Source organism: Streptomyces sp. NPDC003032, from assembly GCF_053591415.1.
This window is the reverse complement of record NZ_JBSFTT010000030.1, coordinates 78,290-103,899: the sequence shown is the minus strand read 5'-3', so window position 1 is coordinate 103,899 and position 25,610 is coordinate 78,290. Positions and strand designations below refer to the sequence as shown.

19 protein-coding genes and 2 pseudogenes are annotated in these 25,610 nt (G+C 68.0%); 8 read left to right on the top strand and 13 right to left on the bottom strand.

The window, feature by feature from the left end; translation table 11 throughout:
- From ACWDZ7_RS32830 to ACWDZ7_RS32820, 3 genes and pseudogenes are all read left to right on the top strand, one after another.
- Nucleotides 1-111 (top strand): annotated as a pseudogene (locus tag ACWDZ7_RS32830) (3-isopropylmalate dehydratase small subunit); the annotation flags it as partial.
- A 210-nt stretch (nt 112-321) separates the two neighbouring features.
- Nucleotides 322-2,037: a long-chain-fatty-acid--CoA ligase gene (locus tag ACWDZ7_RS32825; protein WP_451802070.1), complete on the top strand. Its 1,716-nt coding sequence runs from the start codon at nt 322-324 to the stop codon at nt 2,035-2,037.
- A gap of 1,183 nt (nt 2,038-3,220) precedes the next feature.
- Nucleotides 3,221-4,591: a transcriptional regulator gene (locus ACWDZ7_RS32820; protein WP_451802069.1), complete on the top strand. Its 1,371-nt coding sequence runs from the start codon at nt 3,221-3,223 to the stop codon at nt 4,589-4,591.
- A gap of 37 nt (nt 4,592-4,628) precedes the next feature.
- Here the strand turns inward: ACWDZ7_RS32820 and ACWDZ7_RS32815 are convergent.
- The 8 genes and pseudogenes from ACWDZ7_RS32815 to ACWDZ7_RS32780 form a co-directional block, all read right to left on the bottom strand.
- A pseudogene (locus tag ACWDZ7_RS32815) lies at nt 4,629-5,064 on the bottom strand (IS110 family transposase); the annotation flags it as partial.
- Nucleotides 5,065-5,135: 71 nt separating this feature from the next.
- Entirely contained in the window at nt 5,136-6,161 is a 1,026-nt protein-coding gene (locus ACWDZ7_RS32810; protein WP_451802068.1) for an isocitrate/isopropylmalate dehydrogenase family protein, read from the bottom strand.
- Nucleotides 6,162-6,359: 198 nt separating this feature from the next.
- A complete protein-coding gene (gene leuD / locus ACWDZ7_RS32805) occupies nt 6,360-6,959 on the bottom strand; it encodes a 3-isopropylmalate dehydratase small subunit (RefSeq protein ID WP_451802066.1) in 600 nt (199 codons plus the stop codon).
- Nucleotides 6,960-7,018: 59 nt separating this feature from the next.
- Nucleotides 7,019-8,455, bottom strand: coding sequence for a 3-isopropylmalate dehydratase large subunit (gene leuC, locus ACWDZ7_RS32800; RefSeq protein ID WP_451802064.1), 1,437 nt, complete (start codon nt 8,453-8,455; stop codon nt 7,019-7,021).
- Nucleotides 8,456-8,781: 326 nt separating this feature from the next.
- Nucleotides 8,782-9,915 (bottom strand): Leu/Phe/Val dehydrogenase, encoded by a 1,134-nt coding sequence (locus ACWDZ7_RS32795; RefSeq protein WP_451802063.1) that lies wholly within the window; start codon nt 9,913-9,915, stop codon nt 8,782-8,784.
- Between the two features lie 90 nt (nt 9,916-10,005).
- Nucleotides 10,006-10,950 (bottom strand): aldo/keto reductase, encoded by a 945-nt coding sequence (locus tag ACWDZ7_RS32790; RefSeq protein ID WP_451802061.1) that lies wholly within the window; start codon nt 10,948-10,950, stop codon nt 10,006-10,008.
- 144 nt (nt 10,951-11,094) lie between these two features.
- Nucleotides 11,095-12,696 (bottom strand): PHA/PHB synthase family protein, encoded by a 1,602-nt coding sequence (locus ACWDZ7_RS32785; RefSeq protein WP_451802060.1) that lies wholly within the window; start codon nt 12,694-12,696, stop codon nt 11,095-11,097.
- A gap of 279 nt (nt 12,697-12,975) precedes the next feature.
- Nucleotides 12,976-14,730: an alpha-keto acid decarboxylase family protein gene (locus ACWDZ7_RS32780; protein WP_451802059.1), complete on the bottom strand. Its 1,755-nt coding sequence runs from the start codon at nt 14,728-14,730 to the stop codon at nt 12,976-12,978.
- A gap of 388 nt (nt 14,731-15,118) precedes the next feature.
- On the opposite strand from ACWDZ7_RS32780, the gene ACWDZ7_RS32775 reads away from it, so the two are divergent.
- Nucleotides 15,119-16,024: a HipA family kinase gene (locus ACWDZ7_RS32775; protein WP_451802058.1), complete on the top strand. Its 906-nt coding sequence runs from the start codon at nt 15,119-15,121 to the stop codon at nt 16,022-16,024.
- A gap of 179 nt (nt 16,025-16,203) precedes the next feature.
- Here ACWDZ7_RS32775 and aceB read toward each other — a convergent pair whose 3' ends face one another.
- Both aceB and ACWDZ7_RS32765 read right to left on the bottom strand, forming a co-directional pair.
- The gene (gene aceB, locus ACWDZ7_RS32770; protein ID WP_451802057.1) at nt 16,204-17,823 is read right to left on the bottom strand and encodes a malate synthase A; all 1,620 of its coding nucleotides are present in this window, start codon (nt 17,821-17,823) and stop codon (nt 16,204-16,206) included.
- Nucleotides 17,824-18,049: 226 nt separating this feature from the next.
- Entirely contained in the window at nt 18,050-18,646 is a 597-nt protein-coding gene (locus ACWDZ7_RS32765; protein WP_451802056.1) for a nucleotidyltransferase family protein, read from the bottom strand.
- Nucleotides 18,647-18,801: 155 nt separating this feature from the next.
- On the opposite strand from ACWDZ7_RS32765, the gene ACWDZ7_RS32760 reads away from it, so the two are divergent.
- Complete coding sequence (locus tag ACWDZ7_RS32760; RefSeq protein WP_451517631.1) at nt 18,802-19,116, top strand: DUF5955 family protein; 315 nt, start codon at nt 18,802-18,804, stop codon at nt 19,114-19,116.
- A 325-nt stretch (nt 19,117-19,441) separates the two neighbouring features.
- Here the strand turns inward: ACWDZ7_RS32760 and yczR are convergent, their stop codons facing one another.
- Nucleotides 19,442-20,911 carry a MocR-like transcription factor YczR gene (gene yczR, locus ACWDZ7_RS32755; protein ID WP_451802054.1) on the bottom strand — a complete coding sequence of 490 codons (1,470 nt, stop codon included), beginning with the start codon at nt 20,909-20,911 and terminating at the stop codon, nt 19,442-19,444.
- A gap of 109 nt (nt 20,912-21,020) precedes the next feature.
- Between yczR and ACWDZ7_RS32750 the strand changes: the two genes are divergently transcribed.
- A complete protein-coding gene (locus ACWDZ7_RS32750; RefSeq protein ID WP_451802053.1) occupies nt 21,021-21,527 on the top strand; it encodes a universal stress protein in 507 nt (168 codons plus the stop codon).
- 51 nt (nt 21,528-21,578) lie between these two features.
- Here ACWDZ7_RS32750 and ACWDZ7_RS32745 read toward each other — a convergent pair whose 3' ends face one another.
- Nucleotides 21,579-22,247 carry a response regulator gene (locus ACWDZ7_RS32745; RefSeq protein WP_451802052.1) on the bottom strand — a complete coding sequence of 223 codons (669 nt, stop codon included), beginning with the start codon at nt 22,245-22,247 and terminating at the stop codon, nt 21,579-21,581.
- Nucleotides 22,244-23,557: a sensor histidine kinase gene (locus ACWDZ7_RS32740; protein WP_451802050.1), complete on the bottom strand. Its 1,314-nt coding sequence runs from the start codon at nt 23,555-23,557 to the stop codon at nt 22,244-22,246. Before ACWDZ7_RS32740 ends, ACWDZ7_RS32745 begins: the two co-directional genes overlap by 4 nt.
- A 184-nt stretch (nt 23,558-23,741) precedes the next feature.
- On the opposite strand from ACWDZ7_RS32740, the gene ACWDZ7_RS32735 reads away from it, so the two are divergent.
- Nucleotides 23,742-24,842, top strand: coding sequence for an ABC transporter permease (locus ACWDZ7_RS32735; RefSeq protein ID WP_451802048.1), 1,101 nt, complete (start codon nt 23,742-23,744; stop codon nt 24,840-24,842).
- Nucleotides 24,839-25,582, top strand: a complete 744-nt coding sequence (locus ACWDZ7_RS32730; protein ID WP_451802047.1) for an ABC transporter ATP-binding protein — start codon at nt 24,839-24,841, stop codon at nt 25,580-25,582. Before ACWDZ7_RS32735 ends, ACWDZ7_RS32730 begins: the two co-directional genes overlap by 4 nt.
- Nucleotides 25,583-25,610 lie beyond the last annotated feature (28 nt).

Sequence of the window (25,610 nt, the reverse complement as noted above, 5' to 3'; positions counted from 1 at the left end):
TGGCGGCTCCTGAACGGCCTGGACGACATCAGCATCACACTGCGGAACGAGCCCGACATCGCCGCCTATGAGACCGAGCGCCCCGCCTACAAGCCACGGACGCTCCGATTGAGCAACGGGCTTCCCAGCGATGCCGGAGAGGGCAGTCAGGACGACCTGTCTGTCAGTGCTGGGTGAGGGATACACGGGCGGCGGATTGGCCGCGAACGGCGTTACCGCTGGGTCGCATGCCTTCCTCCGTCTCCCCGGTATGCAGGAAGAAGCGGGAAGTACCGAGACGCGAGGCAGCACGCCAGCCGACACCGCGCTGAAGGGATCGCCATGTACAGCACCATGCCCGACGTCCAGCTCACGGTCGCCCGTCTGCTGCGGCACGGCTCCACAGTCCACGGCACATCAAGCGTTGCCACCTGGAACGGAGAAGAATTCGACCGCAGGAGCTACGCGGAGGTGGGCGAGCGTGCCGCTCGTCTGGCGCACGCACTGCGCGACCGGCTGGGCGTGCGGCCAGGAACCAATCCGCAAAGCAGGCAGAGCGTCATCGGTACCTTCATGTGGAACAACACCCGGCACCTGGAGCTCTTCCTGGCGGTTCCCGCGATGGGTGCGGTCCTTCACACTCTCAACGTACGGATGGCGGCCGAGCAGTTGGCCTACACCATCGATCACGCCGGTGATGAGGTGATCGTCGTAGACGGTGCCCTAGTCGCAACTCTCGCTTCCGCGCTGCCCCACTTAACGGGCACGGTGAAGCATATCGTCGTTGCCGGCCGTGGTAGCCGTGAGGCGCTGTCCGGATTCGCCGGTCAAGTGCACGACTACGAAGAACTGATCGCCGGGCAGTCCATCGACTACCCGTGGGAAGACCAGCTGGACGAGCACACTGCCGCGGCCATGTGCTATACCTCTGGCACCACGGGAAATCCCAAAGGCGTGGTCTACAGTCACCGGTCGATATACCTGCACTGCGCCCATGTAGCCATACCAAGCCAGTTCAACCTGAGCCCGAGTGACGTTCTCTTTCCCGTCGTCCCCATGTTCCATGTGAACGGCTGGGGGCTCCCGCACGCGGCGTTTTTCACCGGCGCCGGCCTGTTACTGCCCGACGGCTCCTCCTCGGCGGCATCGCTCGCCCGCATGATTGAGCGCGGGCGGCCGACTTTCAGTGCCGCGATACCCACCGTGTGGTCCTCCCTCTTGGAAGAACTCGACACCCACGCCTATGACACTAAAAGCCTGCGGCGGGTGTTCGTGGGAGGATTCGCGTGCCCTGCCTCCCTGATCGCCGATTACCGGGACCGTCACTCCATCGAGCTCTTGCAGGGCTATGGAATGACCGAAACATTGGGGATGGTGAGCGCGGCCATACCTCCAGCAGGGGCGGACGCCGGCACCGAATGGGCCCACCGCGTCAGCCAGGGAAGGTTCTCGCCCTCCGTCGAGTTCCGGCTCATCGACTCACACGGCATTCCAGTGCCACACGATGACCTGACCGTCGGCGAGCTGCAACTACGTGGCCCGGAGATCACCAGTGGATACCATAGTGGCGACGATTCCCCTCCGGTACAACCGGCAGGGTGCTTCACCTCGGACGGCTGGCTGAGGACCGGGGACATCGGAAGGATCTCCCCGAACGGGTATCTCAAGCTCACCGACCGGATCAAGGACGCCATCAAGTCCGGAGGCGAATACATTTCCAGCGTGCAATTGGAAAACGCCTTAATGGGACACTCCGCCGTGGCAGAGGCCGTCGTAGTAGCAGTAGCCGACGAGCACTGGGGCGAACGCCCTCTCGCCGCCGTGTCACTTCGCCGGGGCAGCAGCGTCGAGGCAGCGGAACTGCGCGACTTCCTGGCCGAGCAATTCGACGCATGGATGCTGCCCGAATACTGGGCGATCGTAAGGGCGGTTCCCAAGACGTCGATGGGCAAGTACGACAAGCGGAGCGTGCGGGATCAGTACGAGCAGGGACGACTCGATGTCGTACGCCTCGACAGGCGTGCCGGTAGGAGCCGCAGCACCAGGCAACTCGGATAACGGGTCGCCCCGTTCGGGGTTTTCGACAGCCTGCCGGGATGGGGATGGTTTGTGCACCTGGCGGCAGTTGCCGTCCGCTTTGTTCGAATCGTCGGGTGCCCGCGGCGAGCTGGACCGGTCCCGCTGTAAGTGCGGCTCGAAAGCCCCACTTGGTCACCGGGCGGACCGGTCTGTCCCTGGCCGTCGACGTCTCCGATGCGCACCTGCCCGACGGTCAAGGCCCTGATCGATCGCTGAGGCCGGGGCGGGCGGTCAGGTCACCGCCCATCTTGCGGGCAACCCGTCATCGTGATGCACGGCGTACCGGCAAACTCTGAGATCTGAGGCTCGAAGATCCCCTCCTGCATTCTCGTCAGTGCCCCGCTCAGCCGGCCCCATCGGTACGACGCACGTTCAGGCGAGCTACTGACATACGTCAGTGGACAAGGGCGCGCACTTTACCCTCTTCACGCCGTCTGGGATTACGTGTGCGTCACTGAGCCGTCTTGCGCTTCACTTCTTCAGCGTAAGCCAGACATGACGGAATGTGCGCCTTACGTGATGTAGTGCGCCTCGCCATGCAACTTGCGCTTTTCATACAGTACGCGCTGTGCGTGAGGCATGGGCGTCGAACGCAACAATTCCCGCTTCTTTCTGAAGTAACAATCAGCCATTCGTCAGACTTCCATGGCAATGTGATAGCCGTTAGGCCAGACTCGAAGCGCCAGGCCGGCGAAGAGGGAGAGACGGTGTGCCGCTGGAGCTCCGTAATGGTGCTGTCGGCATCACCGCAGAAATCGGACGGGGCGAGCGCTTCTCAAATGCTTAGGTGGGTTGAGTGCATCGAACCTTCAGATCATTTAACCAGGGCAGGAAACAGCTGAACTGCGCAGCTCCCCCGCCGGTTTGACACTCACTCGAAGGAGCACACAGCGCGCCAGCGGCATGCAGAGTCAACCGCTGTTGGGTTGCTCTCGCATGCGCCGACTATGACCGCTGCTGCAGAGTGCGACACTCCTCGACGTATAGCAATTTTAGGTCAACTGGACCCTCAGGGATACAGGGAGGGGTAAGCGCCGGGCTGTGCTGCCGGACACCCAATAGGTCCTTCGTCATGTCAACAGACTGATAAGACCCGCTGGTTTTGTCTCCCGAGCAGAGACATGAAGCGGCTGATTCGAAGTTGGAACGGAGATTCGTGGCTATGATCGCGCGACCGCGTGCCGCCCGCAGGACGAACGAAAGCCTGCAAGTCGTGATAGAAGAAGCAGGCTGCTCGAACACCGGACTGGCTCGGCGAGTCAACAGCTGTGGCGCTGAGCACGGTCTGGACCTGCACTACGACAAGACGTCGGTGGCTCGCTGGCTTCAGGGACAGCAACCCCGCGGTCGCGTACCTGCCATCATCGCCGAGGCGTTAGGGCGAAAACTTGGGCGTACGGTCACGGTGGATGAGATAGGTATGAGGCCTGCCCCCCGTGTGGATATCGCCACGGGGCTGCGGTTCGAGCCAACCGTGGAGGGAGCCCTCCAGCAGGTGAGCGCATTGTGGTACAGCGACGCTCACCGCAACGGTTGGACGCCCGGGGAATCGCTTGCGACTTCTGTGCTGGTCCAGGCCAGTCGTGACTGGTTGATAGCCGATCCCGACCCCGCCATCAGAGGCAACGGACACGTCGAGGTCGGTCCGGCCGATGTCATGCCTGTGCGGGCGACCACTGCCGCGCTTGCCGACCTCGATCACCGGTTCGGCAGTGGGCGGATACGTCCCGCCGCTGTCTGCCATCTCAGCACTGTCGTCACCGAACTCCTGGAGGGCTCGTACGACGACTCCCTCGGCCGGCAAGTGCTCGGCGCCGCGGCGCGCCTGACGGAACTCGCCGGTTATATGGCAGTGGACATCAACCAGCCAGGGCTTGCCCAGCGCTACTACATACAGGCTCTGCGTCTTGCCCAGGCAGCGTCCGATCGTGACTTCGGCGGGTACATGCTGGCCTCAGGAATGGCCCACGTGGCCCTCACGCTCGGCAACCCGCGCGAAGCCGTTCAACTCGCCCGCGTAGCGCGAGAGGGAGTGCGAGGACCGAGCGCCGATCACGTACAGGCGATCTCCTACGCAACTGAAGCCCGTGGCCGTGCCCTCCTGGGTGACACTCGGGCGTGCGAGAAGGCCACTGAGCACGCGGTCGAGGCGTTGGAACGCAGCGATCACGGCGAGAGACCGGATTGGGCGGCCCACATCGATCGCGCCTACCTGGCGGAGGAACTGGCCCGCTGTCACCAAGACCTGAAGCAGTTCACGAAAGCGACCCAGTGGGCACAGGAAGCGCTGCGGGGGTGTTCACCCGGGTGGACACGGCGCCGCGCCCTCAGGCTGTTGCTCCTGGCCTCGATCCAACTTCAACAAGAGCAGGTCGAGGAGGCTCGTGGTACCGCAAGTCAGGCGCTGGAGGCACTCAAGGAAGTGCGCTCGGGGCAGTGCAGTGCTGCTCTGGATGCCTTCTTCGATCGTCTGAAGGAACTGGGGAATGAGAAGGAAGCAAGGGCACTGCTCCGTCCCGAGGAGCGGGACTGACCAGCCGTTTCCCTCTTCGCCCCGAGCCGACCTGGACGGCAGCCAGGGAGGGGATCACGGTGTCGAGGGTGCCAGTCCCCGGAACGATGACGGTCTGCTCGTCGAGTGCGTGGAAGATGTCGTCGATCAGCCGGGCAGCCTCGCGTGGGGCCTTGGGGCGGATGGCTTCGACGAGTCGGTCAGCTCGGCGGTGATCTCGTGGGTCAGCTCCAGCGAGTGCAGGGTGTGCGGCATGGTCCGGGTGGCGTCTGCGATCATCGCGGCGTCCTTCGCGTCGGTCTTCGCCCCGCCGGGATACAGGGTGGCGATCACGCGGGCTGCAAGGTCGCCTACCTGCCGGGACTTGCCGTGTGCCGGGTCTCGCTGTTGGGCAACTGCTTGTCCAGAACCTTCTTGCCGGCCGGGATGAGCCCATGGCCGCGGTGAGCCATCTTGCCGACGTCCGAGACGACAGTGGTGTCGTACGCGCGCATCCACGTTATGCATGCCTGCCGCCCGCGAATTGTCCGGCATTCCTACAGGAGGGTGTCGGCCAGCCCTCAGCTCACAGAGCTGCCCTGATGGCTGCTCCAGCGTCCTCGGTGCACAGCGTGCCCCCGAGGTCCGGGGTGACCCGGCGGTGCTCGATCACTGTGGTGACCGCCCTGCGAACGGCTTGGGCCCACTTGTCGTGCCCGAACCGGTCGAGCATCAGAGCCGCGCTGAGAATGGCCCCGATCGGGTTGGCCAGTCCCTGCCCGGCGATGTCCGGAGCTGTACCGTGCACCGGCTCGTACAGTCCGAAGTTGCTTACCGGGTTGATGTTCGCCGAGGCCGCTGTGCCCAGACCGCCTGCCAGCTGGGCGGTCAGGTCACTGAGAACGTCACCGTGTGAATTGTTGGCGACGATGACGTCGTAGCGGGTCGGGTCCTCCACCAACTTCATCACCGCTGCGTCCACGTAAAGATGTGACGTTTCGATGTCCGGATGGCGATCGGCTGCCTCCCGCCAATAGCGCTGCCACAACTGGCCACCGAACGGCACCGCGTTGGACTTGTCGATCATGCATACCGACGAACGGGCGACGGAGAACGCGTAGTCGATGATTCGGGAGACGCCGTAATGAGTGTTGATCTCAGCGTCCATCGACACCTCGAACGGCGTTTGTGGCCGCAGTGTTCCGCCTACCCCAGCGTACAGACCCTCCGTGTTCTCCCGTACGACCACACAGTCCACGGCCCGTTTCGTCTCGTCGCGCAGCGGGCTCAGCCAGTCGCCCAGCAGTTTCGCCGGCCGATGGTTCACGTACAGGTCCAGTTCGAAGCGCAGCCGCAGCAGCACACTGCGCACATAGTCGGTATGCGCCACCCGGGCGTCGCCGACGGCGCCCAGCAGGACGCTGTCACTCGAACGGATCCGGTCGAGGTCCACATCACTGAGGCCCACTCCATCCGCCAGGTACCGGTCGGCGTTGATATGGTCAAGCAGATCGATGTCCAGGCCGGCACCGAGCGCATCCAAGGTCTTCAACGCCTGGTCGATCACCTCGGGGCCTATTCCGTCGCCGGGAATCACCGCTAATGAAGTCATGCTCCTGGTCCTTCCCTCTCTGGGTTACTGACCTTTCGGGATTGCTGTCGTGCGCGGGCCCACACCCTCGTGCGCAAGACCCGGTAACAGCTCGGTGCCCCGATCGTGCTTGTCCGGTGAAGGCCGGCACCGGGCTCGAGGTCAGCAGCCGGCCGACAACAATCCTGAAAGGTCAGTAGTCGGTCGCCGGCCGAGCGCTCATATCGCGACCGTGTCGGTTCGGGGCAACCAGCCGGGCCGCGCGGCCTCGTAGAGAGAAATGGCTGCGTGGCGGCCCAGACTGACCGCGATGTCGTCGTAGCCGTTGAGCAGGAGCCACCGGGCTCGTTGGTCCACGGTGAAGGGATGACTGTGGTCGACGGCGCGCAGTTCGCATGCCTCAAGGTCCACCGTGATTTCGAACCCCGGGTCCGCTTCGACCCGTGAGGCGAGATCCTCAACTGTCCGCGCCGGTAGTTCCACGGCCAGGACTCCATTCTTGAGGGCGTTGCTGCGGAAGATGTCACCGAAGCTACTCGCGACGACGGCCCGAAAACCCCAGTCGCGCAGCGCCCATACCGCATGCTCCCGGGAGCTCCCCGTGCCGAAGTTGTGGGCAGCGACCAGCACTGTCGCGTCCTGCCGCAGTGGATCGTTCAGCGGGAAGGAGGGATCTGCTTTCCAGGCAGCGAACAACGCGTCTTCGAAGCCGCTCTTCGTGAGCCGTTTGCAGAACTCGGCGGGAATGATCTGATCGGTGTCCACATCGTTGCGGCGCAGTGAGATGGCCCGACCTGTGTGCAGGGTCAGCGGTTCCATACGGGGCTCCAGTTCTGTGTCCGGTGACGTCGTGCAGACCGTGGCGGGCCCGGTGTCGTTCACGATGCCGTCGGGCCGCGGCGGGACACCGCCTGGGGGAGACTGCTCGGCGCGGCCAGCCGCCCGGCCACCGCAGTGGCGGCCGCAACGGCCGGAGAGACCAGGTGGGTGCGCGCCTGCGCACCCTGACGGCCCTCGTAGTTGCGGTTGGAGGTGGACGCGCAGCGCCTGACACCGATCAGCCGGTCCGGATTCATACCGAGACACATCGAGCAGCCAGAGAGCCGCCACTGCGCGCCCGAAGCAGTGAACACCTCATGCAGGCCCTCCTCTTCGGCCTGGCGGTGGACAGCCATCGAACCCGGGACGACCAGCATGTTCACGCTGTCGGCGACCTTTCGGCCTCGCAGGACCTCGGCCGCCGCGCGCAGATCCTCGATCCGGCCGTTGGTGCACGAACCGATGAACACCGTGTCGATCTCGATGGTATCCATGCGCGTACCCGGTACCAATCCCATGTAGGCGAGGGCCCGTTCGGCGGCGGCCCGTTGCCTCAGGTCGGCGAAGGCTGCGGGCTCGGGCACCCGGTCCCCGAGGGCAACAGCCTGGCCTGGGTTGGTGCCCCACGTCACATAAGGCGACAATTCGGTGACGTCCACTGTCACCTCACGGTCGAACCGGGCGCCGGGGTCGGTGCCGAGCGTCTTCCAGTACGCCACAGCTTCGTCCCACATGTTGCCCGTCGGGGAGGCGGGCAGATCGGTCAGATAGTCGAAGGTGACCTGGTCCGGAGCGATCAGGCCAGCCCGCGCACCCGCCTCGATGCTCATGTTGCACATGGTCATCCGGCCTTCCATCGACATCCGGGTCAACGGTGCGCCGCGGTACTCGATCACATGACCAGTGGCACCGTTGGCTCCGATCCTGGCTATGAGGGCCAGAATGATGTCCTTCGCGCTGACATCGGGTGGCACATCACCAGCGATCTCCACCGACATGGTCTTAGGCCGTGGCAAAGGCAGTGTCTGAGTGGCGAGTACGTGCTCCACGTCGCTGGTGCCGACGCCGAACGCCAGCGCTCCGAACGCGCCGTGCGTGGAGGTATGACTGTCGCCGCACACCACTGACATTCCGGGCTGCACGAAGCCGTACTGGGGACCGACCACATGCACGATGCCCTGCCCGCGGTCGCCGAGGCGGAAGAGCCGGATTCCTGTCTCCGTGCAGTTTTCCCGCAGCTTCTCGATCTGCCTGCGACTCAACTCGTCAGCGATCACCAACGAGTCGGTGGGGACGTTGTGGTCCTCCAGGGCGAGCGTCAGGGCAGGCCGGCGGACGGCACGTCCCGCGATGCGGAGGCCGTCGAACGCCTGTGGGGAGCTGGCCTCGTGGATGAGATGGAGGTCGACGTACAGCAGATCCGGCTCACCGGGAACAGACTGCACGACCTTGTTGTCCCAGACCTTGTCGATCAGGGTCCTCGGTCGAGCGGTCATACGGTCACCTCCGCGACGGCACTGGTCTCTGTCCCGACGTCGACACCGGTAGCGCTGGAGACGGCGTGTGGCGAGCCGGGACACCCGGTCCCGATGACATTGGCTTCAAAGCCTGCAACGGCCGACGTGCCATCGACCTTCCGCTCCTGCGGTGTATTGCTTCCAAGCGTGTGCCCTTCGACACGCAGTTCTGTGCCTGATACGGAAACGTGTGACGGCCATTCTATTTCACGTAGGAAGGGATTTTCCTTCTGCCATAAAAAGCCAGTCGGCTCACCGTTTTCTGGGATTTTCCACACTTGCGTCTCATCCTCCCTGGATGCTCGTTATGGCCCATAGGTGGTTCTGGACGGCTCAGCCGACTTCCGGTTCTCCGCCCGTGCGTTCGCCGAGGCGATGATGCGTCGTTCCGCGATGAGGTCGGCGGCGACGCCCGGCAGGACGCCGTCTGCCTCGGCCTGTTGCAAGACCGTCAGTGTGGTGTCGAAGACGCGTTCCACCTTCATCGCGCTCTCGCGGGACGTGAGCCCATACAGTTCCCCGGCGGCCTGTATCACGCCGCCGGCGTTGACGACGTAATCTGGAACGTACAGAATTCCACGGTCCGCCAGACGTTGCTCCACCTTTGAATGGGTTAGCTGGTTATTGGCCGACCCACACACCACCTCGGCCGTGATCACTGGGACGACAGCTTCGTCCAGGACTCCGCCCAGCGCGCAGGGAGCATAGACATCCAGCCCTTTGAATCGAATCAGCGATTCGGTGTCGTCCACGACAGTGATGTAAGGGAATTTCTCGACCACACGACGTATCGGACCCTTCCGTACATCGGTGACGACCAAGCGGGCTCCCTCCTCAAAGAGGTGCTGCGCGAGAAGGTAGCCAACTTTTCCCACCCCGGCGATGCCAACCGTCCGGCCTCGGAGGCTGGGAGTTCCCCACCGATGGAGAGCAGCCGCCCGCATCCCTTGGAGCACACCCACGGCCGTGGGGACCGAGGGGTCTCCCGCGCCGCCGATCTCCGGTGAGCGACTTATCGTCCACCGGCACACCCGCGCGATCACATCCATGTCTGCTACGGAAGTGCCAACGTCGCAGGCGGTTATGTACCGGCCGCCCAGGGAGGCTACGAACCTTCCGTAGGCCAGTAGCAGCTCCTCTGATCTGGCCTTCGCCGGATCCCCGATGATGACGGCCTTGCCGCCGCCGAAGTCCAAGCCTGCCAGGGCGTTCTTGTACGACATCCCGCGAGACAGATTCAACGCGTCCCGGACGGCCTCTTCGTCGCTGCCGTACACCTTGAAACGTGTACCTCCCAGGGCCGGACCCGGCGATGTGGAGTGAATAGCGATAACGGCCTTCAAGCCCGAGGCGGCATCTTGCACGAGCATGACCTGCTCGTGCTTGAGAGAAGTCGAGTCGGAGGCGATGATCGGCGTCCTGACAGTGAAAGCAGTCATGCTGCTTCTCCTCAAGGCGATGTTGTGACCGGCCCGTGCCGCTGCTGCCGGCCGGCCACCACGACGGGAACGAGCCGAAGTAACTGACTTTCAGGCCGATGCCGCCGTCAGGGCGTCCAGCTCGCCCCTGGTCAAAGCGAGCTGTGCGAAGCGCAGTTGAGCCTGAAGCTGTTCGACAGTCCGGGCGCTGGCCAGTGGTGCAACAACGGTCGGCTGAGCGGCCAGCCAGGCAAGCGCGACGGCGGCTTGACCCACGTGATGGGCAGCGGCGATGTCGTCGAGAGCGGCGAGTACCCTCTGGCCCCTGGAGGTGTCGAGGTATCGGGCAGCCTGTCGACTCCGAATGCTTTCGACGCGTTCTCCACGCCGGTACTTGCCGGTCAGGAACCCCTTGGCGAGGGCAAAGTACGGTACAACGACCAAGCCATGCTGGGAAACCACGTCAGCCAGCCTGCCCTCGTAATGCTCCCGGACCATCAGGTTGTAGTGCGGTTGAATCACGGAAAAGCCTGCAATATCTCCGTGTGCACAGAACGCCAACGCCTCCTTGAGCCGAGAAGGGGACATGTTGGAGGCGCCTAGCTCACGCACCTTCCCGGCCTTCACCAGGCTGTGCAACGCGGTCATGAACTCACTCACGTCGACCGTCTCGTCATCGACATGGGTGTAGTACAGGTCGAGGTAATCGGTGCGCAAGCGTTTGAGTGATGCCTCCACCGCCTTGCTGATGGTGGCGGCGGACAGTCCCTCGAGCCGCGGATGGGCTCCCACCTTGGAAGCGACAACGATCTGCGACCGATTCCTGCGAACGGTCATCCACCTGCCGATGATGCTCTCTGATTCGCCTCCGACGTGCCCCTTCGCCCAAGCGGAATAGACATCGGCAGTGTCGATGAAGTTACCTCCGGCCGCCACGTACGCGTCGAGGACCTCGAAGGACTGGGCTTCGTCGGCCGTCCAGCCGAATACGTTGCCTCCTAACGCGAGAGATGACACGCGCAGTGCGCCGACGTTCTTTGTGGTGTGAAGGTGCATGGCGTCCTCCTGCCTCGGACGGATGGACCGTCGGCATGTACCCGTCGCGGGAGACGACAGGCCGGAACGGTACGGACGGTCGGACAGCGGTGGGAAGCCGCGTCGGAGGGCGCTCGGCGGGTCGGGACGCCGCCCCTGCCACGATCACCGAGACCGCACGTAGCGACCGGGTGCCGACGCCTCAGCCGGGTGCTGGTCGCTGCCCATCGTCCGGCTGGGGATGCGCGGGCCTGAACGGGGAGCGAGCCACCGGGACCACGCCGACCACCAGGACTCGTGCCGCGGTGCGGAACCGGCCAACCATTCCTGGGGGTCCGCGGGCAATTCACCCTGGCTGGTGCGGTATGCGGCTCTGGGGCGCGGCGGACTGATGATGCTTCCCGCGTGCCCCGACGGGACCAGGTGGAATGCGACGTCACCACCGAGCAGCTGGGCACTCTTGTACACCGTCTCCCAGGGAATGATGTGGTCGCGCATGCCAGCCACGACAAAGGAATCCTGTGTGACTGTGGAAATGTCAATGGTTCTCTCGTCAATTCGTAGTAGGGCGCGAGCCAGTGTGTTATCTGCCGCGATGTTCACCGTCTGCTCCAGCAACACGCGGGGCACGCCGATTCCATCTTCGCTCCACGCCCAGATGTCGAAGGGGGGCGGTCTCTCGCCCATCAGCCAACCAGATACGAGGGGTTTCCATATGTTGTCCGTGGAGCGCAGCAGATCGAACATGAGACCGATCTTCTCGCCCTCGACGATCCCCTTGCTGTCGGAGAGGAAGCGAGCCATGAGGCCGATCTCCGCGGCCGGTGACTTCTCGTTTCCGGCCCCGGCCGTAAAATCCAGGGCGGACATGAGAAAGGTCAGCGATGCCACCCTTTCCTCGCCTTCCAGCGCACACCAGGCCGCCGTCGCCGCCGTGAGTATCCCGCCGGCGCATGCTCCCACCAGGTGAACCTTGGGCGCCGTTGTGATCTCCTGCACGATATCCAAGGCGCGCAGCGGGGCACGCAGGAAGTAATCGTCAAGTCCGAAGCCGGCTTGCTCGGGCCCTGGGTCGCGGAAACTGACGGCGAACACCGTGAAGCCTTTGCGTACCGCCCACTCGGCAATACTGCGGTCGGGGGCCAAGTCAAATATGTAGAACTTGTTCACCCATGCAGGGACCAGCAGCAAAGGCACCTGGTGGACCTCAGTGGTCTGAGGCTCGTACTGGAGCACTTCCATCAGGTCGTTGCGGTATACGACCCTGCCGGGAGTGGCGGCCAGGTCTTTGCCCAGGCGGTAGGTGCCGGGCAGCGTCTTGGTCGGGCGTCCTCGACGATGTACCAGGTCGTCCAGGAAGTTACCCGCGCCGCGAACCAGGCTTGCGCCATGGGTTTCCACGGCACGGCGGAGCACAACCGGATTCCCCGGCAGAAAATTTGCGGGAGCCAGGGCATCGGTAAACAACTGGGCGAGGAACTGCACCTGCTGGCGACGCCATGCCGGCAAGTACGGGGTTTCGGCTGCGCCCAAGGCCAGTTGCTGCCATGCCCAGTAAGTGCGGTGCAGGCCCCGGTAATACGGGTTGGACCTCCAGACCGGATCGTCAAAGCGTGTGTCGCCAGGACCTGGGGCCCACTGGTCTCCAGAGAGCAGATGGTGGAGCCACGCCGGGCAGCTGCGCCGCAGCACCTGGGCCGGCCAGGAGGTGCCGGAATCCGAGTCCTCGTCATCATAGGCGTAGGGCTCGCTGCCACACTGACTCATCGGATCTGTCTCCTCGTCCGGTCGGCGCTCATGCCGGTCTTCGCCGTCGTGGTCCGAAATGGTGCGGACCGGTCTCGGTTCGTGGCAGGTCGGTGTCCAAAGGAGCGGGTGTGCCGACACGCGCATTCTCGGTCTGGAAGGGCCGACCGGGTACAGGTCGCCGTGCAGCAGGCGCGCACATCCGGACCGGCCCCTATCAGACCGCCGCCGTTGCGATGAACCGGTTACATCTCCTGTGGAGTTTTGGGATGGCCGGTGGGCGGCTGCTCAATGGCTTCCTCAGGGCACCCACCGCGCCCTGTCAGGTCTGTTGACGATTATGTTCTTGATGGCCTGAGGGACGTCGTCCTTACCGGTGAACGCCTCAATCAGGACGAGACGGTCGGTGGTGGCCTTGGCCTGGGAAAGCGCGCGGTCGAGATCGGCCGGCGTACGAGCGCTCAACACGAGTGGATGGGGCACGCCGAGGGCCGCCGGAATCTGGGACCAGCGCCAGTTGGCGATCTCGTTGTACTCAGCCCGCAGACCATGGGTGATCCGCTCAATGGTGTAGCCGTCGTTGTCGACCAGCACCACGATCGGGTTGAGGCGATGGCGGCCGATAGTGCCCAGTTCCTGCACGGTGAGCTGCGCCGCACCGTCGCCGATGAGCAGTAGCCCGCGCCGTGAGGGATCAGCGAGCTGTGCCCCCAGCAGCGCGGGGAGGGAGTAGCCGATGGAGGCCCACAACGGCTGCCCGATAAACCGGGCGCCCGAAGGGAAGCGACGGGCGATGATGCCCAGAAGGCACGTACCGTCATCGGCGATCACGGTGTAGCCAGGCTGAACGGCGGCACCTACCGCCTTCCACAGATAGGACTGGGTCAGCGGCACGAAGCTCGGCGGGCATAACTTTCGTGTGAGGGCGGTGGCTGTCTCTTTGACCATGGTCGAGGCGTCGTCCGCCAAATGCGCCAGCGAAGCCAGCGGTTGGCATGCAGAACCGACCGGGGGCTCCGGGGACGGCGGGCGGTCGCCGACCAACTCCGTGAGCGCGTTCAGTGCCGTAGCCAGTGACACGTCCGGGAAAGCCGTCCCGTCCACTTTCGCGACCGTGATACCGAGGTCGATGCCTTCCTCAGGGTCGAAGCGATGCGTGAACTTGCCCGTGGTGAGGTCGGTGAGCAACACTCCCGCGCGGATCAGCAGGTCGGCGCCGTCGATGACATCCCGAACCTGGGGTTCGCTCATAGCCCCGCCGTACACACCCAGGAAGTGGGGAGAACTTTCATCGACGACGGTTTTTCCCGACGCCAGAGTCGCGTGGGGGAAGGAACCGGCCGCGAGGAGACGAGCGAGTTCGGTACGGGCCTTGAACCGGTCGACGAGAAAGTCGGCCAGTACCGCCACCTTGTCCGCTGCTGCGAGCCGCGCCCGAGCTGCGGCACGGAAGGCCTCCAAGCTGTCCTGTGCGGCGGTCGGTTCATCGGGGAGAAGCGGCGCCACGTGCGGTGATGCTGGGCCCAGGGCAACATCGCGGGGCAGCCTGACATAACCGGGGCGGCTCTCACGAAGACAGGTAGTCAGTACTCGGTCGATCTCGGCCACGGCGTTGTCCGGTCGCAGCACGGCGTCAGCACACACCACATGCCGGTGCGCGCGGGCGAACCGATCGAAGTCGCCGTCCATCATGGTGTGATGGACCAAGGAACCGGCTCGCTCGGTGGCCTGAGTGGGTCCGACAGCGATGTGCAATACCGGAACACGCTCGGCATAACTGCCGGCCACACCGTTTATCGCGCTCAGTTCACCCACACCGAATGTGGTGAGCAGCGCACCGAAGCCACGGGTGCGTCCGTAACCGTCAGCCGCGTAGGCCGCGCCAAGTTCGCTCGCGGATCCTACCCAGTCCACGCCCGGGTGAGCGAGCACACGGTCGAGCACCGCGAGGTTGTAGTCACCCGCCATGCCGAACAGGTGCCGCACTCCCAGACCGCGCAGGCGGTTCAAGATGTGGTCCATGACGGTGAAGGTTGTTTCGGGCGAGCTTGCCATATGGGTCTTCCTTCTGTGCGGCGCCCTGTGGAGAAGGCTTCCAGCTGTGCAGCAGAAGAGTTTCGATGAGACGCGCAACTCGTGTGGGCATCGGGCGCCTACCGGCTTCTCGCCGTCACAGCGTTCGGTCGGCCCTCACCGTAAGCGCCTGCCGACCGCTGTCGGCAGGCGTGCGGGAAGGGCATCGGAAGTGAGCGCGCGACATGTAGTGCACGCCTGCTCGTGGCGCGGCCGGAGGCTGCACGGCGAGTTCGTCGACCCGCGTGACGGTTCCATCACCGCCGTTGGAGAGGAAGGGCTCCTTGTTGCTCGCCACCTCGCTGCGATCACCCCGGTTACTATGCTCACTTCCATGCCGGAGGCGCGATGAAGTGGGTGGCCTGAGAAAATGCTGAGAGAGGTCACCGCGACCCGCTACATCGAGCCCCTGCGCACCGGCGGCTCCGTCCCCGGTGTCGTCGAGGCCGACGATCTCGGTACGTACGTCGTGAAGTTCACCGGGTCCGCCCAGGGGCGCAAGGCTCTGGTCGCCGAGATCGTTGTCGGGGAGTTGGCGCGGCGGCTCGGGCTGCGCTTTCCCGAGCTGGTTCTCGTTCATTTCGACCCCGCGGTCGCCGTCGACGAGCCGCACCAGGAGGTGCGGGACCTGCTGCACGCCAGCGCGGGGCTCAATCTCGGCATGGATCTCCTGCCGGGGGCGAAGGACTTCACGCCGGACGCCGTCGATGTGGAACCGCTGGAGGCCGGCAAGATCGTCTGGCTCGACGCGCTCACGGCCAACGTCGACCGTACGGTGCACAGTTCGAACCTCATGGTCTGGCCCACCTTCGGCACCCGGCCGCCGAAACTGTGGCTCATCGACCACGGCGCGGCCCTCGTCTTCCACCACCGCTGGGGCGCGTCCGCACCCGACAAGACGTACGACTTCCGCCACCACGCCCTCGGCGGCTACGGCCCCGACACGGTCGCCGCCGACGCGGAACTGGCGCCGCTCGTCACGGAGTCCGTGCTCCGCGAGATCGTCGCCCTCGTGCCCGACGCCTGGCTCGCCGACGAGCCCGGGTTCGCCTCGCCGGACGAGGTGCGTGAGGCGTACGTCGGCTATCTGCTGGCCCGCGCGCGGTCCTCGGCGGTCTGGCTGCCGACCGACTTCCCCAGCCGGGGGGAGCTGGCGGCGGCCGACGCGCGGCGGGCCGCCGCCACGGAGAAGGGGCGGCCTGATTGGCTCAAGCGCGTTCCCGATCTGCACGGGAAGCCTTCGGCTGCGCAGGACTGGTCGGCGCATCTTGGCTGACCGCGCCGCCGCCGCTGCCGCCTGTGTGTTCCGGGTCGTGCGGGTCGGCCGTGGCTGGTCGCGCAGTTCCCCGCGCCCCTGAGGGGCGCGCCTCTGACGGGGCGCCTCTCCGACACGGACGAAGCCCCCGGCGCTGTGCGGTGCCGGGGGCCTTGTCATGAACGTACGTGCGAAGAAAGTCAGCGCAGCCGCTCGTACGCCGGGAGGGTGAGGAAGTCCGCGTAGTCCTCGTCCAGGGAGACCTGGAGGAGGAGGTCGTGGGCCTGCTGCCACTTGCCCGCCGCGAACGCCTCGTCGCCGATCTCGGCGCGGATCGCGTCCAGTTCCCGCGCCGCCACCTCGCGGGCGAGGTCGGCGGTCGCCCGCCGGCCGTTCTCGAAGACGACGCCCGCGTTGATCCACTGCCAGATCTGCGAGCGCGAGATCTCGGCGGTGGCGGCGTCCTCCATGAGGTTGAAGATGGCGACGGCGCCGAGGCCCCGCAGCCACGCCTCGATGTAACGGATGCCGACCTGGACGGCGTTGACCAGGCCGTCGTACGTGGGCTTCGCGTCGAGGGAGTCGATGGCGATCAGGTCCTCGGGCGCGACCCGCACGTCCTCGCGCAGGCGGTCCTTCTGGTTCGGCTTGTCGCCCAGGACCGCGTCGAAGGACTTCATGGCGATCGGGACCAGGTCCGGGTGCGCCACCCACGAGCCGTCGAAGCCGTCGCCGGCCTCGCGGTCCTTGTCGTTCTTGACCTTCTCGAACGCGACCTTGTTGACCTCCGCGTCCTTGCGGGACGGGATGAACGCCGCCATGCCGCCGATCGCGTGCGCGCCGCGCTTGTGGCAGGTGCGGACGAGGAGTTCGGTGTACGCGCGCATGAACGGGGCGGTCATCGTCACCAGATTGCGGTCCGGCAGGACGAACTTCTCGCCGCCGTCGCGGAAGTTCTTGACGATGGAGAAGAGGTAGTCCCAGCGGCCGGCGTTCAGGCCCGAGGCGTGGTCGCGCAACTCGTAGAGGATCTCCTCCATCTGGTACGCGGCGGTGATCGTCTCGATGAGGACGGTCGCGCGGACCGTGCCCTGCGGGATGCCGACGTAGTCCTGGGCGAAGACGAAGATGTCGTTCCAGAGGCGCGCCTCCAGGTACGACTCCGTCTTCGGGAGGTAGAAGTACGGGCCCTTGCCGAGCTCGATGAGCCGCTTGGCGTTGTGGAAGAAGTACAGGCCGAAGTCGACGAGCGCGCCGGGGACGGCGCGGCCCTCGAACTGGAGGTGGCGCTCGTCCAGGTGCCAGCCGCGCGGGCGCATGACGACCGTGGCGAGCTCGTCGGCGTCCTTGAGGGCGTACGACTTGCCCGTGCGCTCGTCGGTGAAGTCGATGCGGCGCTCGTAGGCGTCGGTGAGGTTGAGCTGGCCGAGGACCACGTTCTCCCAGGTGGGCGCGGAGGCGTCCTCGAAGTCGGCGAGCCAGACCTTGGCGCCCGAGTTCAGGGCGTTGATGGTCATCTTGCGGTCGGTCGGGCCCGTGATCTCCACGCGCCGGTCGTTCAGCGCGGCCGGGGCCGGGGCTACCTTCCAGGAGTCGTCCTCGCGGATCGCGGCGGTCTCCGGCAGGAAGTCCAGCGTGGAGGTGGCGGCGATCTCGGCGCGGCGCTCGGCCCGCCGTGCGAGGAGTTCGTCACGCCGGGGCGTGAACAACCGGTGCAGCTCGGCCACAAAGGCGAGGGCCGCGTCGGTGAGCACCTCTTCCTGCCGGGGCAGGGGCTCTGCGTCGACGATGGCCAGCGGCGACGGCGCTAGTGCGGACATGAGCTGTCACTTCCTTCAGAGAGCTGCGCGGACGGTGCCGGGCGAGCCGCCGGGCAGACACGATGGCACTGAGTGCCACAGGAGCCGGGGTACGGCTGCGGGGCCCCGTCCGAGGAAACGGGCCTTCTGGTCAGTGGATACTAGTTTCCTCATGGTGGAAGTTCAATCGTTTGTTGATGTCGAGATTCTTTTCATCGACAGAACGTGGCGCTGAGTGCCACCCCGGTCACTCCAGGTGGATCAAGTCCTCCGCCGTGTCGATGTCGTACGCGTCCGCCACCTCCCCGCACTCGATCAGCGTGACCGCGTCGGCGTGCGCCCGCAGATAGTCGCGTGCCCCTCGGTCGCCGACCGCAGTCGTCCCGATCCCGGCCCAGTGGTCGCGGCCGAAGAGGACCGGGTGGCCGCGCTGCCCCTCGTACGCGGCCGCCGCGAGCGTCGACGGCGACCGGTACGCGGCACGCACCCGTGCCGTCGCCGCCGCGCCGATCCCCGGCTGGTCGACGAGCGAGACCAGTGCGGCGGTCGCGTCCGTGTCCTGGAGCGAGGCCAGGCCGGCCCTGAGGGAGGAACCCATGCCCTGCGTCCAGTCCGGGTTGTCGACCAGTACGCAGCCGGGGAGCGAGGCACGCGCGCGTACGGCGTCGGAGGAGGCGCCGAGGACCACGTGCACGCGCGTGCAGCCCGCGTCGCGCAGCACCCGTACGGCGTGTTCCACCAAGGGGCGGCCCCGGTGCTCCAGGAGTGCCTTCGGCCGGCCGCCCAGGCGGCGGCCGCCGCCGGCGGCCAGCAGCAGTCCGGCGATCTCAGTCTCTGTCGTCATGACTCCTGGATACACCCGGAAAGTGGCGCATCCCGCGCCGGGAGCGGTTTACTGATCCACGACCCTCCGGTGCCTGACCAGCGCCGCATGGGGTCGCGTGAAACGCACGAGAACAAGCGCACGGCGGCGTACAGCGGCGTGCGAGGGGGAGAGCTGTGTTGCGGAGTATGGGGCAGAGGCGAGTGACGGGCGGCGACGAGGACCCACGGGTGGCGGAACTGCGCGCCGCGGTGGCCCGGCTGCGCCGCGAACTCGCCGCGCATCCGGCGGAATTCGCCGACCGGGGCATCGCCGAGGAAGAACTGGCCGCGCTCGCGGCCATGGCGTCCGGCGGCACCCCCGAGATCCCCCGCCTGCGGCGGTCCCTGCTGCTCGTCGCGGGCGCGATCGGCTCCGTCAGCGCGCTGGCGACGGGGCTCGCGGCGGTACGGGGCGCGGTGGAGATGTTCGGGGAGCAGGGCGGGCGCTGAGGCATGGGGAGGGGTGGGTGGTGAGGTGTGAGGGGCGGGTGGTGAGGGTGCGGGGCGGGTGCTGAAGTGCGCGTTCCGGGTCTGCGGGCAGGTGGGCGTGCCGTGGGTGGCCATGGGTGCGCCGTGGGCGGGCCAAGGGCGGCCGTCGGCCTGCCACGGGTGGCCGAGTGCGTGCTGTGTGGCGTATGGGCGTGCCTGGTGGTGGGGGGGCGTACGGGCGTACCTGGTGGTGCGGGGCGTACGGGCGTACCTGGCGTACGGGGCATACCTGGCGTACAGGGCGTACCCGCATATCCCGCGTACGTAGGCGGTTGGGTCCGTGTCGTTATGCCACCCAGTGGCGGCGGCCCGCGTCGGCGTTGGGTGTCCGGAGGTCGCCGGCCAGTGCTGCCGCCAGGCGGAGCGCCGCCTGTTCCGACAGGTCGGGCGGCAGGGTGTACGGAACGCGGAGGCGGTGTTCGTGGGTTCCGGGGTCCGCCCCGAAGCGTGAGCCGCCCTCGATCCGTACGCCGTGCGCGAGCGCCGCGCGGGCCAGCGAGGACGCGACGGGGCGGCCCAGGTCCACCCAGAGGGAGAGCCCGCCCGGCGGCAACCGCCAGCGCCACTCCGGCAGATGACGGGCCAGCGACGCCGCGAGGGCGTCCCGCTGCGCCCGCAGCCTCGGCAGCCGCGCGCGCAGCACGTCGTCCATGCCCCGCAGCAGATGCAGCGCCACCAGCTGCTCGATGACCGGCGTCGCCATGTCGACCGGCACCCGCGCCATCGCCAGTTCAGTGATCAGCTTCGAGCCCGCACGCACCCAGCCGATGCGCAGCCCGCCCCAGTGCGACTTGCTCAACGATCCGACGGTGACGACCTGTTCGCCCGCGCCGTGCGGCGCCAGTGACGCGAACGGCGCGGGCGGCGGGCCGTCGAGCGCGATGTCGGCGATCGTCTCGTCGATCAGCAGCCAGGTGCCCGTGGCGCGGGCCGTCTCCAGGATGCGTACGCGCTGCTCGCGCGGCATCAGAGCACCGGTCGGATTCTGGAAGTCCGGCACGAGGTACGCGATACGGGGCGCCGCCTGCCGCAGCGACGACTCGACGAGCCCGCTGTCCCAGCCGTCGTCCGTGACCGGCACGGGCACCACGCGCAGGCCCGCGCGGCGTATCGCGTCCAGGGCGTTGGGGTACGAGGGGTTCTCGACCAGGACCCGGTCGCCCTGGCTGCCGAGGAGCGAGAGGGTCAGCGAGAGCGCGTGCTGGGCACCCGTGGTGATCAGGATCTGCTCCGGGAGCGTGGGCAGTCCGCGCCGCGTGAAACGCTCGGCGACGGCCGCTCTCAACTCCGGTATGCCGTACGGGTGGTAGCCCGGCGTCGGCGCGTGCTCGGCCAGCATCGCGGCCGCCGAGCCGAGCGCCGCGGTCAGCTCCGCCTCCGGGGCGCCGGGCGCCGCCACCGCGAGGTCGAGCACGCCGTCACCCGCCTCGAACACGGCCACGCTGGACGGCCGCCGCCCGTCCGGCAGCTCCGTCCAGGTGCCCGCGCCGCGGCGGCTGCGCGCGTACCCGCCCTCGCGCAGTACGTCGTACGCCGCCGTGACCGTGGCCCGGCTCACCGAGAGGGCCGCGGCCAGCTCGCGCTCGGCGGGCAGCCGGGTGTGCAGGGGGATACGGCCCTCCAGCAGGAGGGTGCGTACGCCGTGGGCGAGCGCGCGGTAGCCGGGATGCTCGCCGGCCGTCCCGGTCAGCAGGGCGGCCAGCTGACGGCTGCCCAGCCTCCTGTCCACCGTGTGGACCACCCGTGCCTCTGCCATGCCAACTCCCGCGTATTGGCCCTGCTCTCCAGGCCAATGAGCGTACAGACTCCCTCTCAGCCGGTTTCAGCCAGCCGGGTTTCCACTTTTTGGCCCAGGAGGGGTGCGGATGGCAAGGACGGAGAGCGGACGCGTCGTCGTGGGGGTGAGCGGGTCGCTCGCGAGCCTCGCCGCGCTGCGGGTCGCCGCGGAGGAGGCGCGGCGCGGCCGGCGCGTACTCGTCGCGGTGATCGCCTGGGAGCCGCCGGAGGGCGAGGCGCTGTACCTGCGCCACCCCGACCGGGCGTGGGCACGGCACTGGCAGGCCGAGGCCGGGGCCCGCCTCGACCGCGCCTTCGACGAGGTCTTCGGCGGTGCGCCGCCCGGCGTCGAGTCCGAGCGCCGCGTGGTCCGGGCCCGCCCGGGCAGCGCCCTGAGCGAAGTGGCCTCCCGCCCGGACGACCTCCTCGTCCTCGGCACCCGCCCCACCGGATCCCGCCCCACCAGAACCCACCGCCACGCCCGCGCCCGCACCACGTGCCCGATCCTCGTCGTCCCGTCCCCGCGGGTGCCGAGACGCCTGCGGCGGGCGCTGCGCAGGGTGAGGGCGGAGGACTTCGCGTTGGTGGGGGAGTGAGGCTCGGAGGCATAGGGCGCGCATAGGGGTGTCGCGTACCAGGCGGTGGAGTCAGGGGCCGCTGCGGATCAGGCCGCGGGTCGTGGCCGTCGCGACCGCCGCCGTGCGGGAGTCCACGCCGAGCTTGGCGTAGATGTGCACCAGGTGGGACTTGACCGTGGCCTGGCTCAGGAAGAGTTCCCTGCTGATCTGCTGGTTCGACAGGCCGTCCTTCACCAGGCGCAGCACCTCCAGCTCCCGGCGGCTCAGCGCCTGCGCGGGTGCCCGCATGCGGTCCATCAGGCGGTGCGCGATCGCGGGCGCGAGAGCCGACCGGCCCGACGCCGCGGTGCGGACCGCCGCGGCCAACTCCTCGGGCGGAGCGTCCTTCAGGAGATATCCCGCCGCGCCCGCCTCCACCGCCGCGAGGATGTCCGCGTCCGTGTCGTACGTGGTGAGGACCAGGACCCGCGGCGCCCCCTCGCGCGCGGTGATCGCGGCGGTCGCGGCGGCGCCGTGCATCCCGGCGCCGAACTGGAGGTCCATAAGGACCACGTCGACCATGGCGACGCCGTCCGGTCCCGTCGCCGCGGCCTGTTCCACCGCCGCCTCGGCCGTCGCCGCCTCCGCGACGATCTCGAAGTCCGGCTCCGCGTCGAGGACCGCGCGCAGACCGGCGCGTACGACGGGATGGTCGTCGGCGAGCAGCAGCCGTACCGTCGCCCCGGGCGCCCGCGTCACGCGGCGGCCTCCTTCGCCGGCGCGGGCAGCGGCAGCGAGATCGCCACGGCCGTGCCCTGCCCCGGCCCGGACTCGACGGTGAAGGTACCGCCCAGCGACCGGGCCCGGGCCCGCATCGCGGGAATCCCGAAGCCACCGCTGTCACCTGGACGGCGGTCGTCATCCGGGCCCGCGTTGCCCGGGGTCGCACCGTCCGGGCCCGTACCAGCCGGCGTCCCGGCGGCCGTCGGGGTGAAGCCGTGGCCGTCGTCCACCACGTCCAGCGTGACCGAACCCTCCATGAACGTCAGGGTGATCTCGGCGCGGGCGGCGTCCGCGTGGCGCACCGTGTTCGCCAGGGCGGACTGCGCGACGCGCAGCAGCGCCACTTCGTACGGCGTGGGCAGCTGTACCGGCGTACCGCTGAGCGAGAACCGCACACGCGGCCCCGCGCTCGACGCGCTCAGCCGCTCCAGGGCCCCGGCGAGCGAACCGCGCTCCAGGTCGGGCGGCGAGAGCGCGCGTACGAAACGGCGGGCCTCGGCCAGATTGTCCTGCGCGGCCGTCCGCGCCCGCTCGATGTGCGGGGCGGCCGGGGAGCCGTCCGGCAGCGCCCGCTGCGCGGCCCGCAGCAGCAACTGGATCGACGACAGGCCCTGCGCGAGCGTGTCGTGGATCTCCCGCGCCAGCCGCTCACGCTCGGCCAGCGTGCCCGCGGTCCGCTCCGCGGCGGCCAGTTCGGCCCGCGTGGCCATCAGCTCGTCGATCAGCTCGCGGCGGTGCTCGCTCTCCCGGTACAGCGCCTCGTACCCGAGAACCGTGGCCACGGCCACCGCCGCGCCGAGCAGCGGCCCGATGAAACTGCCCGGCGTGACCTGCGAACTGTGCACCAGGAAGCTTCCGATGGCGGCCCCCGCCGTCGCGAGGACCGCGGGCAGCGACCAGCGGATCGGCAGCAGGTGCAGTTGCAGGAAGTACAGCGGGAACGCCGCCCACAGCCCGTCCGGCGAGAGGGCCAGCAGCGCCAGCCAGGCCACGCCCAGCGCCGCCAGCCAGCATGCCGCCGCGCGCCGCGACCCGGCCACGGCGGGGCTCAGCGTGCCCGCCGCGTACACGGCGGCCATGAGCAGCGCCGCCGCGACGACCCCGGCGGGGTGCGCCCCGTCGGGGCCACCGCCCGTCAGCGCCTTGACCGCGGCGAGCGCCAGCAGCCCCGCGAGGAGGGCGTGCAGGCAGAGGCGGAGGGCGAGGGTTACGGGGGTGGGGACGCGGGTGCGGCTCCCGGTGCGGGTGCGGGTGCGGGCCTGGGGGTGGGTTTGAGTTCGCGGCATGGGAAGGGCGTCGGGTCTCGTCCAAGTCTCGGTGGCGCGGCCGGTGGTCTGCCTCTTCCACCGTACGGGCGGCAACCCTCACCCCCGTCAACCAAAAGGTTGAAACGCGCCTCCCTCCTTCGATTCGGGTGAACCGTGCTGTGGCGCGATGCCGGGCCCCCGACCGTCACCGCAGGGTGGGGGCATGTTCGTCGCATGGAGAGACCTACGGTTCGCCAAGGGGCGGTTCGCCCTGATGGGAGCCGTCGTCGTGCTGATCACCCTGCTCGTGGGCCTGCTGTCCGGGCTGACCGCCGGGCTCGCCAGGGAGAACACCTCGGCCATCACCGGGCTGCCCGCCGACCACCTGGCGTTCGCCGCGCCACCGGACGGCCAGTCCGTCTCCTTCACCGACTCGCTGGTCGAACAGCGCGCCTGGGATACGTGGGCCGAGCGCCCCGGAGTGACGTCCGCGCAGCCCATCGGCATCAGCACCCTCAGCGCCACCACGGGCGGCCGGTCGGCCGCGGTCTCCGTCTTCGGGGTCGAGCCGGACTCCGGGATCGCCCCGGACGGCGTCGCTCCGGGGCAGGCGGTGCTCTCCGAGAAGGCCGCCGAGGATCTCGGCGCCCGCGTGGGCGACCGCGTCCGGCTCGGGGGCGGGGCCCTGCGGGAACGGGTCGCGCGGGTCGCGTCCGACGCCTCGTACAGCCATACGCCCGTGGTGTGGATCTCCCTTGACAGGTGGCAGCGGCTCGGGCACAGGTCCGGGGACCGGGGGACGTCCGCGGACGAGCGGGAGGCGACGGTGATCGCGCTGCGGACGACGGGTGGCGTCGACCTCGCCGCCGGGGACGAGGCCGCGGGGACGGAGACGGAGTCGCTCGACGGCGCGCTCTCCGCCATCGGTTCGTACGAGGCCGAGAACGGGTCCCTGCAGTTGATGCGGGGCTTCCTGTTCGTGATCTCCGCGCTGGTCATAGGGGCGTTCTTCACCGTCTGGACGATCCAGCGGGGCGCCGACATCGCCGTCCTGAAGGCGTTGGGCGCCTCCACGCCCTATCTGCTGCGGGACGCGCTGGGGCAGGCCGTGGCGATGCTCGTCGCCGGTACGGCGGTGGGGACCGGGACCGCCGCGGCGGTCGGCGGGGCCATCAGCGGCGGTGACGTGCCGTTCGTCCTGGAACCGTCGACCGTGCTGTGGCCCGCCGGGGTGATGATCGCGCTGGGCACGGTCGGGGCCGGTCTTTCCGTGCGGCGGATCACCGCCGTCGATCCGCTGGTCGCGCTGGGGAGTGCTCGATGAAGCAGATGAAGCAGACGAAGCAGACGAAGCAGACGAAGCAGATGCATCAGTCGTTGCTGCTGGAGGACGTCACGCTCACGTATCCCGACGGCGCGGGGCGGCTGACCGCGCTGGACGGCGTCGGGCTCGACGTGCCCGCCGGCACCATGACCGCGGTCGTGGGGCCCTCCGGGTCCGGCAAGTCCAGCCTGCTCGCCGTCGCGGCGACGCTGGTCACGCCCGAGCGGGGGCGGGTCGTGGTCGACGGCGTGGACACGGCGACGCTGGGCCGGTCCGAGAAGGCGGAGCTGCGGCGCCGCCGCCTGGGCATCGTCTTCCAGCAGCCGAACCTGCTGGCCTCGCTGACGGCGGTGGAGCAGTTGGAGCTGATGGCGCATGTGGACGGGCGGCGGCGGCGCTCCGGGGCGGCACAAGTGCGGGGGCGTGCGCGGGAGTTGCTGGACGCGGTGGGGCTCGCGGGGGAGGCGGGGCGGCGTCCGCATCAGCTGTCCGGAGGGCAGCGGCAGCGGGTCGGGATCGCGCGGGCGCTGATGAACGGGCCCGCGGTGTTGCTGGTCGATGAGCCGACCAGTGCGCTGGATCACGAGCGGGGGGCCGCGGTCCTTGCCCTGTTGGCGGGGCTTACGCGGGAACGGGGGACGGCGACGGTGCTGGTCACCCATGACAGGGCGGGGCTCGCTGTCGCGGACCGGGTGGTGTCGATGGTGGACGGGAGGCTGGGGGTGGCGCGGGGGGCGTAGGGGGGCGCCCAGGTCCCTGCGCGCCCCC

Bases quoted from the DNA above. Each gene is read 5' to 3' on its own strand.
- ACWDZ7_RS32825 (WP_451802070.1), top strand. From the start codon at position 322: ATGTACAGCACCATGCCCGACGTCCAGCTCACGGTCGCCCGTCTGCTG.
- ACWDZ7_RS32820 (WP_451802069.1), top strand. From the start codon at position 3,221: ATGATCGCGCGACCGCGTGCCGCCCGCAGGACGAACGAAAGCCTGCAA.
- ACWDZ7_RS32810 (WP_451802068.1), bottom strand. From the start codon at position 6,161: ATGACTTCATTAGCGGTGATTCCCGGCGACGGAATAGGCCCCGAGGTG.
- leuD (WP_451802066.1), bottom strand. From the start codon at position 6,959: ATGGAACCGCTGACCCTGCACACAGGTCGGGCCATCTCACTGCGCCGC.
- leuC (WP_451802064.1), bottom strand. From the start codon at position 8,455: ATGACCGCTCGACCGAGGACCCTGATCGACAAGGTCTGGGACAACAAG.
- ACWDZ7_RS32795 (WP_451802063.1), bottom strand. From the start codon at position 9,915: ATGACTGCTTTCACTGTCAGGACGCCGATCATCGCCTCCGACTCGACT.
- ACWDZ7_RS32790 (WP_451802061.1), bottom strand. From the start codon at position 10,950: ATGCACCTTCACACCACAAAGAACGTCGGCGCACTGCGCGTGTCATCT.
- ACWDZ7_RS32785 (WP_451802060.1), bottom strand. From the start codon at position 12,696: ATGAGTCAGTGTGGCAGCGAGCCCTACGCCTATGATGACGAGGACTCG.
- ACWDZ7_RS32780 (WP_451802059.1), bottom strand. From the start codon at position 14,730: ATGGCAAGCTCGCCCGAAACAACCTTCACCGTCATGGACCACATCTTG.
- ACWDZ7_RS32775 (WP_451802058.1), top strand. From the start codon at position 15,119: ATGCTGAGAGAGGTCACCGCGACCCGCTACATCGAGCCCCTGCGCACC.
- aceB (WP_451802057.1), bottom strand. From the start codon at position 17,823: ATGTCCGCACTAGCGCCGTCGCCGCTGGCCATCGTCGACGCAGAGCCC.
- ACWDZ7_RS32765 (WP_451802056.1), bottom strand. From the start codon at position 18,646: ATGACGACAGAGACTGAGATCGCCGGACTGCTGCTGGCCGCCGGCGGC.
- yczR (WP_451802054.1), bottom strand. From the start codon at position 20,911: ATGGCAGAGGCACGGGTGGTCCACACGGTGGACAGGAGGCTGGGCAGC.
- ACWDZ7_RS32750 (WP_451802053.1), top strand. From the start codon at position 21,021: ATGGCAAGGACGGAGAGCGGACGCGTCGTCGTGGGGGTGAGCGGGTCG.
- ACWDZ7_RS32740 (WP_451802050.1), bottom strand. From the start codon at position 23,557: ATGCCGCGAACTCAAACCCACCCCCAGGCCCGCACCCGCACCCGCACC.
- ACWDZ7_RS32735 (WP_451802048.1), top strand. From the start codon at position 23,742: ATGTTCGTCGCATGGAGAGACCTACGGTTCGCCAAGGGGCGGTTCGCC.
- ACWDZ7_RS32730 (WP_451802047.1), top strand. From the start codon at position 24,839: ATGAAGCAGATGAAGCAGACGAAGCAGACGAAGCAGACGAAGCAGATG.